The 12110-nt window shown below is 70.8% G+C and carries 15 protein-coding genes; 8 read left to right on the top strand and 7 right to left on the bottom strand.

The genetic code is table 11. The features are described from left to right. Nucleotides 1-82 precede the first annotated feature (82 nt). Nucleotides 83-448: a hypothetical protein gene (locus HD601_RS24405; RefSeq protein ID WP_343076520.1), complete on the top strand. Its 366-nt coding sequence runs from the start codon at nucleotides 83-85 to the stop codon at nucleotides 446-448. Between the two features lie 25 nt (nucleotides 449-473). Continuing rightward, nucleotides 474-1790, top strand: coding sequence for an FAD-dependent oxidoreductase (locus tag HD601_RS24410; RefSeq protein ID WP_184826310.1), 1317 nt, complete (start codon nucleotides 474-476; stop codon nucleotides 1788-1790). Nucleotides 1791-2382: 592 nt separating this feature from the next. Here the strand turns inward: HD601_RS24410 and HD601_RS24415 are convergent. Both HD601_RS24415 and HD601_RS24420 read right to left on the bottom strand, forming a co-directional pair. After that, on the bottom strand, nucleotides 2383-3204 hold the full coding sequence (locus tag HD601_RS24415) for a hypothetical protein (protein ID WP_184826312.1): 822 nt from the start codon (nucleotides 3202-3204) through the stop codon (nucleotides 2383-2385). Between the two features lie 186 nt (nucleotides 3205-3390). After that, nucleotides 3391-3585: a hypothetical protein gene (locus tag HD601_RS24420; protein WP_184826314.1), complete on the bottom strand. Its 195-nt coding sequence runs from the start codon at nucleotides 3583-3585 to the stop codon at nucleotides 3391-3393. Nucleotides 3586-3719: 134 nt separating this feature from the next. Here HD601_RS24420 and HD601_RS24425 point away from each other — a divergent pair, with 134 nt between their 5' ends. Together HD601_RS24425 and HD601_RS24430 are read left to right on the top strand one after the other, a co-directional pair. After that, complete coding sequence (locus HD601_RS24425) at nucleotides 3720-4085, top strand: ArsR/SmtB family transcription factor (RefSeq protein WP_184826316.1); 366 nt, start codon at nucleotides 3720-3722, stop codon at nucleotides 4083-4085. A gap of 52 nt (nucleotides 4086-4137) precedes the next feature. Continuing rightward, nucleotides 4138-4302, top strand: coding sequence for a hypothetical protein (locus HD601_RS24430; RefSeq protein WP_184826318.1), 165 nt, complete (start codon nucleotides 4138-4140; stop codon nucleotides 4300-4302). A gap of 187 nt (nucleotides 4303-4489) precedes the next feature. On the opposite strand, the gene HD601_RS35040 is transcribed toward HD601_RS24430, so the two are convergent. Then, nucleotides 4490-4834: an ArsR/SmtB family transcription factor gene (locus tag HD601_RS35040; protein ID WP_221441271.1), complete on the bottom strand. Its 345-nt coding sequence runs from the start codon at nucleotides 4832-4834 to the stop codon at nucleotides 4490-4492. 64 nt (nucleotides 4835-4898) lie between these two features. On the opposite strand from HD601_RS35040, the gene HD601_RS24440 reads away from it, so the two are divergent. Together HD601_RS24440 and HD601_RS24445 are read left to right on the top strand one after the other, a co-directional pair. Further along, on the top strand, nucleotides 4899-5978 hold the full coding sequence (locus tag HD601_RS24440; RefSeq protein ID WP_184826322.1) for a flavin-containing monooxygenase: 1080 nt from the start codon (nucleotides 4899-4901) through the stop codon (nucleotides 5976-5978). Continuing rightward, nucleotides 5975-7231, top strand: coding sequence for an MFS transporter (locus HD601_RS24445; RefSeq protein ID WP_184826324.1), 1257 nt, complete (start codon nucleotides 5975-5977; stop codon nucleotides 7229-7231). Before HD601_RS24440 ends, HD601_RS24445 begins: the two co-directional genes overlap by 4 nt. Nucleotides 7232-7771: 540 nt before the next feature. Here the strand turns inward: HD601_RS24445 and HD601_RS24450 are convergent. After that, on the bottom strand, nucleotides 7772-9181 hold the full coding sequence (locus tag HD601_RS24450; RefSeq protein ID WP_184826326.1) for an FAD-dependent oxidoreductase: 1410 nt from the start codon (nucleotides 9179-9181) through the stop codon (nucleotides 7772-7774). 11 nt (nucleotides 9182-9192) lie between these two features. Beyond that, the gene (locus HD601_RS24455; protein WP_184826328.1) at nucleotides 9193-9966 is read right to left on the bottom strand and encodes an aquaporin; all 774 of its coding nucleotides are present in this window, start codon (nucleotides 9964-9966) and stop codon (nucleotides 9193-9195) included. Between the two features lie 45 nt (nucleotides 9967-10011). On the opposite strand from HD601_RS24455, the gene HD601_RS24460 reads away from it, so the two are divergent. Next, nucleotides 10012-10683: an arsenate reductase/protein-tyrosine-phosphatase family protein gene (locus HD601_RS24460; RefSeq protein WP_184826330.1), complete on the top strand. Its 672-nt coding sequence runs from the start codon at nucleotides 10012-10014 to the stop codon at nucleotides 10681-10683. Between the two features lie 14 nt (nucleotides 10684-10697). Beyond that, nucleotides 10698-11369, top strand: coding sequence for an arsenate reductase ArsC (locus tag HD601_RS24465; protein ID WP_184826332.1), 672 nt, complete (start codon nucleotides 10698-10700; stop codon nucleotides 11367-11369). Here the strand turns inward: HD601_RS24465 and HD601_RS24470 are convergent. Continuing rightward, nucleotides 11360-11671, bottom strand: a complete 312-nt coding sequence (locus tag HD601_RS24470) for a hypothetical protein (RefSeq protein WP_184826335.1) — start codon at nucleotides 11669-11671, stop codon at nucleotides 11360-11362. The two genes, HD601_RS24465 and HD601_RS24470, sit on opposite strands and share 10 nt — an antisense overlap. Beyond that, complete coding sequence (locus tag HD601_RS24475; protein ID WP_184826337.1) at nucleotides 11628-12020, bottom strand: DUF5677 domain-containing protein; 393 nt, start codon at nucleotides 12018-12020, stop codon at nucleotides 11628-11630. The genes HD601_RS24470 and HD601_RS24475 overlap by 44 nt, the downstream gene beginning before the upstream one ends. Between the last annotated feature and the right edge of the window lie 90 nt (nucleotides 12021-12110).

A 12110-nucleotide genomic window follows, 5' to 3' on the forward strand; every position in this document is an offset into this window, starting at 1 on the left:
AGGGCTCCGTCGTCGTCGCGATCGTTGGAGATGACGGCGGCGAGCTCGGAGATGACCTGCGGCCCCCGCGCACGGCGTCCGCATCGGCCCGGAGTGGCAGGACGAGGTGACCATGGCCGATCCCGCCGTCCGCGCGTTCATGAGCAGGGTGAGCTACCAGGTCCACCCGGCGTACCGGCGACCGTCGTCCAGGGACGCGCACGCCAGCCCGGGCGCCGTCGAGGTGGTCACCCGGCGCGGCGTCCTCCGCGACGATGCCGAGTACGCGCACGGCTCCTCTGTCGACGGCTTCCGGCTCACCGACGCCGCGCTGAGCGAGAAGTTCACCCACAACGCGGCGCGGGTGCTGCCCGCGGACCGTGTCGAGCGGGCCGTCGAGGCGGCGTTCGCCCTTGACACCCTCGCCGATGCCGGCGAGCTGATGCGGCACGTCACGCCGGACCGGTGACCGTCCGTCCGAGAAGGAGCGCACCGTGCAGACAGCAGTCACGAACAGCAGGGCCGCGACGACCGTCGTGCGCCGAGGCGCCGGCCGCGCGGAGCAGACCGTCGAGGCGGACCTCTGCGTGATCGGCGCTGGCATCTCCGGCGTGTCGGCCGCGCTCGAGGCCGCCCGGCTCGGGCGCCGGGTGGCGCTCGTCGACGGGCTCTCGCGGCTCGGCGGCCAGGCGGTGAACTCCGTCATCGGGACGTTCGCCGGGCTGCTGTCCAACGGGCCGTCGCCGTACCAGTTCACCTACGGCATCGCCTCCGACATCCTCCGCGACCTGGGTGCCTCCGGCGACCTGCGGCTGCGGCCGAGGTTCAACACCGTCATGTACGACGAGGCCGCCCTGGCCCGCTGGATCGACGAGCGCGTGCACGCCGCCGGCATCACCGTGCTGCTGGGCTCCGTACTGCGCGGTGTCGAGCGCGACGGCCGCCGCGTCCGCGCGGTCGACCTCGCGTCGCGGTACGGCGACGTCCGCGTGCTGGCCGACGGGTTCGTCGACGCCAGCGGTGACGCGGTCATCGCCTGCAACGCCGACCTCCCCTGCCGCCAGCCCGCCGAGGGCCAGGTCTACGGATCGCAGAAGGTCGTGCTGGAAGGGATCGACGAGGCGCGCTATCCGGCCACCGACGAGCTGCTCGCCCGACTGGCCGAGAAGGGCGACCAGTATGGCGTGGCCCGCAAGGACGGCCTGGCCAACCTCTTCCGCGGCCGCGGCCGGGCCGTGCTCAACATGACGCACACCGAGACGCCGCTCGAGACCGTCCAGGCCGCTCAGAAGGCGTTCGAGGGCAAGGTCGCGGCCCGGCGTGCCGTCCAGTTCCTGCAGTCGGAGTTCCCCGAGGCGTTCGGGGCGGCCCGGGTGCGCTCGTTCGGGTTGCTCGGCATCCGGCAGACCCGCTGGATCGTCGGGCGGACCCAACTGACCACCGACGACCTGCTGTCGGCGCGCCGCTTCCCCGACGCGATCGCCCGCACTGGGTGGGGCATCGAGTTGCACGACCAGCTCGAGACGTCGATTTGGGAACCCCTGCCCGAAGGACACGTGCACTACATCCCCTTCGGCAGCCTCACCCCACCCGACGTCGACAACCTCGTCGCCGCGGGTCGGTGCATCGACGGCGACGTCGCCGCCCTCTCGAGCGTGCGGGTGATGGGGCCGTGCATCGCCACCGGATCCGCGGCCGCCCACGCACTCGACCTCGCGGACGCCGGCAGCGTCCACGACATCGACCTGACCGCGCTGCAACAGCGGCTGAACGACAACCTGCACCGCACAGACCCCTACATCGAACCCTGATCACCACGCCACCCATGACCGTCGTCGACCACCAGGTGATGACCACCTTCGCGAGGTTCGGCCTGCCAGGCGGCGGCGGGACGGCGCGCTGGCAACGCCCACGGACCGCTCGGCTCTACCGCCGGGCTGGCAGCCCCGGCGGTCCACCTCCGCCCCAACGCCGCCGGAGCTCACGGAGTCGCTGCAACACCAGCGCAAGATCCACGCCACATGCGTCGACGGCGATGACGATCTCTCTTCCGCGCCAGGATCGATGTCACCCGCGGCGGGGACGGCTGGACAGACGAAGCGCCCCCACCCTTGCGTTTCCGCAGGTGAGGGGCGCTTCTCTGTAGCCCCCGATGGGACTCGAACCCGCGCTACTGCTTTGAGAGGGCTGCGGACTCATTAGGGCGCCCTGAGCGTTGACCTGCACCATCACAGCCGTCCCTTGATCACCTTTGGCGACTTGGACACGTATTCGCCACAGGAGGGCCGACGACGATCGTCGACAGCTGCAACTGGCTTGCAATGAGCCGAACCAACCTCCGGATGTACTTCGCCGCCAGTTCAGCGGGGCACACGCCGGCGAAGCAGGATCGGCGCCCGAAGCTCAGACAGGCTCCTGGCGACCGCGCTCGTCGAGCTTGGCAAAGTCGGCTGCCCACCTCTGCTCCAACGAGAGCAACTCCTCCGGATCCAGTCCCGCCGTCACCGGCTCATCTGGTCGTCGTGATGGCGCGCTCAGCCTGAGCTCCGGAGGTGCGGTCTGCATAAGGCTCAGCAGAACCGCAGCATCCGCATGCGAGAAGCGGGCGAGCGGCTCCAGCCGGAGGACGCTGGCGAGGATGCGTTCGAGTTCGCGCCCGACGGCGCCGATCTCAAGGACGTCTCCCGCCACCTCGATGGTCCATGCTTCGTTGTCGACGATCCTCATCGGTGGCGATTCCATGGCAGGACGCGCGCCAGCCTCGAGCTCATCCGCGGTAAATCGTTCCTGCTCGAAGACCCATGCGTCGAGGCGTTCGTCGAAGTGCTCGCTCGAATCCCGCACGCTTCGACTTAGCACCGCTGAGGTCTCTTCCACGCCGAGCAGTTCCCGCAGCTTCTCCCCCCGGAGCTTGCGCCGATCGTACGCCGCCTGCTTCTGAAGGTCCTTCTTCGGCCGGGCACCGTCGATGGGCTTGACCATCTTGGATAGGCGCGCGGCGTAGGTGAGGAAGGTGTCGACCGAGGCCCACAACCGAGGGTCCGGCGGGACTGTGTTCGCTAACAGTTTCGACTCCTCAAGGGCGACGAGTGCGATTCGCACATCGCGCGCGAGGTGTGTCAGGTAGACCCGCTGCGCCCGCTCGTCCCAGACGGGCTCATCATTCACAGCGTTCATGATCCCGTCTAGCCCCGCCCCAGCCTTGTGCCCCTCCGCAGCCGGCACGGCCCGCGTATCTCGGCCCCGCGACGAGGCCAGAGCCCGCAGCGCGCTCCAGACGGCGCCGCCACCCAAGCGGCGCCGCCCCTTCGCGTAGTCAGCAGCAACCGCTGTCGCAGCAGTCCATGGTCTGGTCGTCGCAGCAGTCCATCGTGGTCACCTCCCCCGGCACGCTCGAAATCGGTTGGGTGGTCAGGCCGTCGCACAGCAGGTGCTGCCGCGGCCGACGGCACGCGCGGCCCAGGCCTCGCGTAGTGGCGACACCGCGCGACCCAGGGCGCTCCTGCGGCAGCAGGTAGCCAGCGCGGCGAGACGGTTGCGGGTGGCCTCGGCGATCAGGTCGCGACGACGCTCGGCGGCCATCGTCTCGGGCAGGTACGGGTCCATGACGCCTCCTCACAGCGAGCCGGAACAGACCGACCCTGTTTCGACGTTTATCAAATCACTGATTCGAATATTGTCAAAGCAATCCTACGAAGATCTTCGAAACAGACCACTCCGACAGGTAGCCTGGAGTCACCATGAGCACCGCGACGATCGGACCCGAGGCGCCCGCGACCGTACGACCGTTGCCGGTGCTGAACGACTGCTGCACGCCGACTTCGGCCATGAGCGACGACGACGCCTCGCTGCTGGCTGGCATGTTCAAGGCGCTGGCCGACCCGGCGCGAGTGAAGATCCTGTCGATGCTGCTCAACGCCGACGAGGTCTGCGCCTGCGACTTCTCGGCGAGCATCGGCAAGACCGCCGCCACCACCAGCCACCACTTGAAGCTGCTGCGCGACGCCGGCCTGATCACCGGCGACCGGCGCGGCACCTGGATCTACTACCGCGTCATCCCCGAGCGCCTCGCCGCCATCCGCGACGCCCTCACACTGGGTCAGTGACGCGCTAGGCCGGCTGGACGTAGAGCGGCAAGTAGCGCTCGGGGTGCTCTGCATGCTGGAAGCGACTCCAGCCCAGCGAGGACCAGAATTCGTCAGCATCGCGACTGAAGGCGACCATGCGCCGGCCTGGATGATCGGCGATGAGGCGCGCGACGACCGCCGCTCCGATCCCACGGCGGCGGTGCAGCCTGTCGACCTCGATGAGCTGGAGCCTTAGCGCAGCTGGGCCAACACCGGGACGCCCGCGTATTCGCTGAAGTCAACTACGTCGCCGCCGAGTTCGACCCGAGCAACCTCGGCGCCGTCGTGGCGGATCTCAAACAGGTCGCGGACACAAACGCCGGGTGTCCGCAGTGTCGACCCTCCGCGGCCACCGTTCGATCAGCTCGAGGTCCACGACGGGCTCAGCAGCAGACCTTGAGATAGTTCTGCAGGTCCTCGAGCGCGCGCGCCATCCCGTCCTTGTCGGCGCGGTAGTAGACGGTCTTGCCGTCGCGGCGCGACGTGACGACGCCGCCCCGGCGCAGGAGCTGCAGTTGCTGCGACGCCGTGGACTGGCCGATATCGGCGAGGTCGGCGATCTCCCCCACCGACAGCTCGGCACCGCGGGCGAACAACAGCATGATCTTCTGCCGAGCCGGGCTGGCCAGCGCCTTGAGGAAGTCGAGCGTGGCGTCGCTGAGCTCGAACAGGTCGTCCGCCACCAGCGGCAACGACCTGCGCTCCCCCGCCGTCGCGACATCGTTCACACCACCGAGCATACGCAACGTATCGTCATTTTGACATATCGCGATTCGTCGATATGTTGACTGCATGACCGCCACAGCCCATCCCGTGATCGTCGTCGGCGCCGGCCAGTCGGGCCTCGCCGCCGCCCGCGCCGTCCGCGACGCCGGCCTGCACCCCGTCGTGCTCGAGGCCAGCGACCGTCCGGCCGGCTCCTGGCCGCACTACTACGACAGCCTGCGGGTCTTCTCCCCCGCCCGCTACAGCGCCATGCCGGGCTTCCCGATGGACGGCCACCCCGATCGCTACCCGACCCGCGACGAGGTCGCCGACTACCTCGACCGCTACGCCCAGCACCTCGACGTCGACATCCGCACCCGCACCCGGGTGACCGCGGTGGCGTCCGACGGCACCGGATTCGTCGTGCACACCGCCGACGGCGACGCCCTGCCGGCCGCGGGCGTGGTCGCGGCATCGGGCTCGTTCGGCAACCCGATCCTCCCGAACCTGCCCGGCCAGGAATCGTTCACTGGCGAGCTGCTGCACGCCGCCACCTACCGCAACCCCGCCCCGTACGCCGGCACACGCGTCATCGTCGTCGGCGGCGGCAACTCGGGCGTGCAGATCGCCGACGAGCTCGCCGCGGTCGCCGACCTGACGCTCGCCACGCCCGCGCCAGTGCACTTCCTCCCCCAGATCATCCGCGGCCGCGACCTGCACCACTGGCTCGAGGTCACCGGCTTCGACCACCTGCCCGCGGCCTGGCTGCGGCACGTCGTCCGCAAGCCGCTGGTGCTCGACACCGGCCACTACCGCGACGCCATCGCGTCCGGCCGGGTCGAACGGCGGGCCATGTTCACCGCCTTCCACAGCGACGGCGTCATCTGGCCCGACGGCGAGCGCGAGCACGTCGACGCCGTCATCTTCGCCACCGGATACCGGCCCGGCGTCGACTACCTGCGCCCACTCGGCGCCCTGGACGAGAACGGCCGGCCGCTGCACGTCGACGGCATCTCCACCACCCACCCCGGCCTCGTCTACCTGGGCCTGGAGTTCCAGCGCTCGTTCTCCTCCAACACCATCCGCGGTGTCAGCCGCGACGCCGACTACGTCGTCGGGCCGCTCGCCGCACACGTGCAGCAGGCGCCCGCCATCATCGGCCTGTGAACCGCACCCGCCGCGCCGGTGACCGCCGGAACGCACAGCCGGCCGCTCCTCGGCGCGCGCTGGCCGCCCTGTGCCTCACGCAGATCGTCGGCTGGGGCGTCCTCTACTACTCGTTCCCGGTCGCGCTGCCGACCATCACCGCGGACACCGGCTGGTCAGACCCATCGACGACAGCGGCCTTCTCACTCGCGCTCGTGGTCGCCGCCCTCGCCGGCATCCCGGCCGGGCGGGCCATCGACCGGCGTGGTCCGCGGCTCATCATGACCCTCGGCTCGGTCGTCGGCGTCGCCGCGACGCTCGGCATCGCGGCCGCACCGGCCATCGGCTGGTTCGCCGCCGCCTGGGTGGTCGCCGGGCTCGCCCAGGCCGCCACCCTGTATGCGGCCGCGTTCACCGCGCTGACCCGCTGGTACGGCCCGCGCCGCACGAACGCGTTGACCGTCCTGACCCTGGTCGCGGGCCTTTCGAGCACCATCTTCGCGCCGGCCACCGCGGCCCTCCTCGACCATCTCGGCTGGCGGCAGACCTACATCGTGCTCGCCGCCCTCCTGGCGGTCACCACCATCCCCGGCCACGCCTTGGGCCTCGCCGCGCCCTGGCTCGCACACGACCACGCGGCCCATCCGCGACTGCGCCACGGCCACGTCCGCACGGTCGCCACCAGCCGGGCATTCGTCTGCCTCACCATCGCCTCGGCGCTCACCGCGTTCGCGATGTTCGCCGCCACCATCCACCTCATCCCGCTGCTCACCGACCGCGGACTGTCCATGTCACTCGCGGCCTGGGCGCTCGGGCTCTCCGGCGCCGGACAGCTGCTCGGCCGCATCGGCTACGCACCACTGGCGCGCCGCACCACCCCACGCTTCCGGTCCGTCGCCATCCTCGCCGGCGGCGCCGCCACCATCGCCGCCGTCGGCCTGCTCCCCGGACCGGCCGCTGTCCTCGTGGCAGCGAGCATCATCCTGGGCATCGCCCGCGGTGCCTTCACCCTGCTGCAGTCCACCGCCGTCAGCGACCGGTGGGGCATCACCAGCTTCGGCACCCTCTACGGCATCCTCAACGCCCCCACCACCATCGCCATGGCCGTCGCGCCCTGGGCCGGCAGCGCCATCGCCGCCGCCGTCGGCTCCTACCCGGCCATGTTCGCCGTGCTCACCGCGATCGCCGCCGCAGCCGCCCTCGTCGCAATCGGCACCGCCACACCAGGAGTCCATCGAGACGTCGGGCGGGCCGCCCCGTCATCCGGCGCATGAACGAAGCCGAGCGTCCGCTCGCGACCGACCCACCAACACCGACTGGAGCGCTGAGTCCATCTTCTCAATCCGATCCCGGCGAAGTAGCGTGCGAGCACGTAGTTCCGGGGGGAACCATGGTCTCGACGCGCGAAGAGTTCGTCGCCCGCAAGATGAGCGACCGCTGGGCTGACCCGGGCGAGCCTCCGCCCGCCGCCGACTGGGACTCCGGTGCGGAGGCCACCTGGCGATGCCTCGTCGGTCACACCTGGACTCAATCGATTCGCGACGCAGTCGCCGCGATGATCGACTGCGAACGCTGCAGGAAGGCTGAGAGGGCCAAGGCCAACCGCAACGCCGCGATCGATGCCGCAGCCCAGGCCGCGCAGCAAGCCGCACCACCGCCCCAGGCACCTCGCCGTGCAAGGGGAGGCCGAGCCTCGATGCAGACCAGTCGGACTAAGCGCCGACGTTGGGTCTCCATCGTCTCGGGTGACCTCCCGTCGCTTGGACGGCGCCGACGCTAGTTCTACCGACTCACCTGCGTCTACGGACCAGATCTCAGCTCGTTGGCTGCCGCAGCCGCGCCGGCAGCACGTGTTCGCGCACCCAGGCCTGTGTCGCCATCTGGGTGGCGTCCCAGGGTGAGCCGAGGGGCGGGGTGTACGACAGGTCGAGCTCGCTGAAGGCGTCGACGGTCATGCCGTGGAACAGGGCGGTGGCGTAGGTGTCGACGCGCTTGGCGGTCTCGGTGCCGCGGGGTCCGACCAGCTGCGCCCCGAGCAGCAGGCCGCTGCCGGCGTCGCCGGTGATGCGGATGGTGATCGGCTGCGCGCCCGGGTAGTAGGCCTTGTGGTCGTCCGGCGTGGCGGTCGTGCTGACCGGGGCGAACCCGGCCGCCGTCGCCTCGTGCTCGCGCAGTCCGGTCCGGGCCGCGACCAGGTCGAACACCTTCACCACCTGGGTGCCGAGGCTGCCGGCGAACGCGGCCGCACCGCCGAGGGCGTTCTCGCCGGCCACCCGGCCCTGCTTGTGCGCCGTCGTCCCGAGCGGCAGGTAGGTGACGCCGAGCTGACGGTGGTGGGTGACGACGCAGTCGCCGGCGGCCCAGACGTGCGGCAGCCCGGTGGCCATGGACTCGTCGACGACGACGGCGCCCCGCGGCCCGGTCCGCGCCCCGGCCGCGACCAGCAGATCGGTGTCCGGCCGGACTCCGACCACGACCAGCACCAGGTCGACATCCCAGCCGAGCGGCTCGCCGTCCGGGCCGGCGCCGTCGACGTGCAGGCCGCCCGGCCCCGATTCATCGCGGGAGATCGCGGTGACCGTCGACTCCGTGTGGACGGTGACCCCGTAGCGGTCCAGCTCGGCGTGCACCAGCGCGCCCAGCTCGGGGTCGACGGTCGGCAGCACCTCGGGCAGCATCTCGACCTGGGTGACGGCGATCCCGCGCGCGGTCAGGCCCTCGGCCATCTCCAGCCCGACGTAGCCGGCGCCGACGATGAGCGCGGTCGACGGCTGGATCCGGTCCAGGCTCTGCTCGAGCGCGAACGTGTCGCCCATCGAGTGCAGCACGTGCACGCCGTCGGCCGCACCCAACGAGTCGAGGCCCGCGATCGGCGGCCGCACGGGCAGCGCGCCGGTGCCGACGACCAGCTCGTCATAGCTCAGGAACGTCTCGCTGCCGTCGCTCTCGCGCAGGGCGAGTCGCTGCCCGTCGACGTCGATCGCGGTGGCGAGCGTGTCCAGCCGCAGCCGCATCCCGGTGGCCTCGAGGTCCGCGTGGGTGCGGTGCGCCAGGTTCGACCAGTGCCCTACCTCGCCGGAGATGTAGTACGGGATCCCGCAGATGGAGAAGTTCGGGTAGGCGTCGGCGACCACCACGGTCACCTCGGCCGACGGGTCCAGCTCGCGGGCGCGCAGCGCGGCGGAGATGCCGGCGTCGCTGCCGCCGATGGCGACGATGTGCACAGGACTGCCTCTCAGGCTCGGGCTTCGACTTCGTGCGGTTCTGGATGCGGGACGACGACGGCGTCAGCGGCGCGGCCGACGCTGGGGTACAGAGCGAGAACCAAGAGGACGCCGACGGCGGCGCCGACCAGCTGGGCGCCGACGAACGCGGGCACCGACGACGGCGCGATCCCGGCGAACGTGTCGGTGAACATCCGCCCGACCGTCACGGCCGGGTTCGCGAACGACGTGGAGCTGGTGAACCAGTACGCCGCCCCGATGTACGCGCCGACAGCCGGCGCAGCCAGGGCGCCGCGGCCGGTGCGCGCCAGGGCGAAGATCAGCAACACCAGGCCGGCGGTCGCGACCACCTCGCCGACCAGCAGCCCGGCGCCGGTGCGCTCCGTCGTCGCCAGGCCGGCGTCGACCTCGAACATCGCGTTCGCCAGCAGTGCCCCGCCGATCCCGCCGGCACCCTGCGCAACCACGTAGGCGCCGACCTCGCCACCGGACAAGCCCGCGCCGGATCGGCGGCCCAGCCACCAGTCCGCGATCGACACCACCGGGTTGAAGTGCGCACCGGACACCGGCCCGAACAGCAGGATCAACACCGTCAGACCCAGCACGGTCGCGGTGCTGTTCTGCAGCAACTGCAGCCCCACGTCGCCGGGCGACAACCGCTGCGCGGCGACCCCGGACCCCACGACGACCGCCACCAGGAGGCCTGTGCCGAGGAACTCGGCCAGCAGCCGCCGCCAGGGCGTCGCGGTGGATGGGACGTCTGCGAGCGGTACGGATCGAGTCACGGCGCCATCTTGACCCACGGCTATAGCTCAGTCAAGATTGAGGCAATGAACAGTGAGCGAACGGATCTGGAGCGGCGGGCCGCCAAGCACGCGGCGCTGTCCGACCCCGCGCGGCTGCACATCGTCGACCTGCTCAGCCTCGGCGATCTCTCCCCCAGCGAGCTGCAGGCTCGTCTCGGGATGCCATCCAACCTGCTGGCCCACCACCTCAAGACGCTCGAGGCGGCGGAGTTCCTGGTCCGCGGCCGCTCCGAGGCCGACAGGCGGCGCAGCTACGTCCGGCTCCTGCCCGGCGCGCTCGACGGCCTGACTCCCGGCGCCGCCGACCGCGCGCACCGGGTGGTGTTCGTCTGCACCGCCAACTCCGCCCGCTCCCAGCTCGCCGCCGCACTCTGGCGACGGACCAGCGGCATCCCCGTCGCCTCCGCCGGCACCCACCCCGCCGACCGCGTCGACCCCGGCGCCGTCGCCGCGGCACGCCGCCATCGCATCCCGTTGCAACCGACCAGGCCGCGCAGGCTCGCCGACATCGCCGCCCGCGGCGACTACGTCGTCACCGTCTGCGACCACGCTCATGAAGAGCTCGGCGAACTCGGCGGATTGCACTGGTCCATCCCCGACCCCGTCCGGGTGGGCACCGATGAGGCCTTCGACACCGCGGTCGACGCGCTCGCGAGCCGTGTCGAGGGCCTCGCCGCACGACTCTCGGCCTCCTGAGAGGAGCCATCACCATGTCCCAGACCTACGATCGCGCACCGCTCACGCTGGACCAGCAGGTCGCACTCACGACCGCGGCCACCCGGCTTGCGAGTGATTTCGAGGGCACCTTCGGCCAGGAGACGATCGAACGATTCCTACACACCTCCTACGACCAGTTCGCCGGGCGTGCCGTCGTCGCGAACTTCCTGCCGCTGCTCGCCGAGCGGTTCGCCCGCCAGCGCCTCACCGCCCTCGCCCGCGTCGAAGGCCGCAGCAACGACGGCCGTCCCACCGTCCTGTTCCTGTGCGTCCACAACGCCGGCCGCTCGCAGATGGCCCTCGGCTTCTTCCAGCACCACGCCGGCGACGACGCCATCGCCTGGTCCGGCGGCTCCGAACCAGGCGAGCACGTCAACCCCATGGCCATCGCCGCCATGGCCGAACGCGGCATCGACATCTCCGCCGAGTACCCCAAGCCCTGGACCGACGAGATCGTCCGCGCCGCCGACGTCGTCGTCACCATGGGCTGCGGCGACGCCTGCCCCGTCTTCCCCGGCAAGCGCTACGAGGACTGGACCCTCGACGACCCCGCCGGCCAGGACCTCGACGCCGTCCGCCCCATCCGCGACGAGATCGAACACCGGGTCCTGACCCTGCTCGACCAGCTCGGCGTGTCGCAGGCTCCATCAGCAGGTCACTCGTAGGGCCGGACCAGCCGCGCACCCTCCCACCAGGTGCAGATCGGGACGAAGCCGCCGGCCTCGCCCATCAGCTCCAGCAACGGGCGTGAGGGCCGTTCGATCGACAGGGACTCGAACGCGACCAACTTGCGGACGTTCACCGTCATGATGAAGTCGCCGAGCGGATCGTCACGCACGATCGAACCGATGCTGTCCATGGCCATCGTCAGGCAGTCCAGGATCAACGCCAGGGCGCGGACGGCGCTCGCGGGCCACTGAGGCTCATCGGTCAGCGAGCCACGACAGATCGAGCCGCTGACCGTCATCGCCGAGGGACTGGAACCGGGCCTTAGTGCTGGTGTGCTTCGAGGTCGGCTCCTCGGCCGCGGCGAGGAACGCCGCGGCGTCCGGGTAATGGTCGAGGCCCACGGCGTCACGTTCCTCACCGACGCGGCGTAGTCCCGACCAGGTGTCCTTGAAGTACTCCTCATACCGAGCGGGGCTATTCGCCACGACGGCGACCGCCACGGAGTGCTCGAAGATCTGCCGCAGGAGCGGGTGGGCGGCCTGGCAGTATCCGTTGGTGAACAGCACGCTCACCGCTTCGGCGACGTAGCAGATGTGCTGCGCCCACGACGCGATCGCGGGCAACACGTCGCCGGCGTCCCCGTCCACCGCAGCCCACGATCCTGCGACACTGAGCCAGGCAGACCGGCACTCGTTCACCAAGCCGGTGAGGACCTCGACCGACCGCTGGTCACCCCT

The organism is Jiangella mangrovi (assembly GCF_014204975.1).
Classification (GTDB): domain Bacteria; phylum Actinomycetota; class Actinomycetes; order Jiangellales; family Jiangellaceae; genus Jiangella; species Jiangella mangrovi.

Excerpts from the sequence above, each read along its gene's own strand:
- HD601_RS24420 (WP_184826314.1), bottom strand. The coding sequence starts at position 3,585 with ATGGACCCGTACCTGCCCGAGACGATGGCCGCCGAGCGTCGTCGCGAC.
- HD601_RS24425 (WP_184826316.1), top strand. The coding sequence starts at position 3,720 with ATGAGCACCGCGACGATCGGACCCGAGGCGCCCGCGACCGTACGACCG.
- HD601_RS24430 (WP_184826318.1), top strand. The coding sequence starts at position 4,138 with ATGCTGGAAGCGACTCCAGCCCAGCGAGGACCAGAATTCGTCAGCATC.
- HD601_RS24440 (WP_184826322.1), top strand. The coding sequence starts at position 4,899 with ATGACCGCCACAGCCCATCCCGTGATCGTCGTCGGCGCCGGCCAGTCG.
- HD601_RS24460 (WP_184826330.1), top strand. The coding sequence starts at position 10,012 with ATGAACAGTGAGCGAACGGATCTGGAGCGGCGGGCCGCCAAGCACGCG.
- HD601_RS24465 (WP_184826332.1), top strand. The coding sequence starts at position 10,698 with ATGTCCCAGACCTACGATCGCGCACCGCTCACGCTGGACCAGCAGGTC.
- HD601_RS24470 (WP_184826335.1), bottom strand. The coding sequence starts at position 11,671 with ATGACGGTCAGCGGCTCGATCTGTCGTGGCTCGCTGACCGATGAGCCT.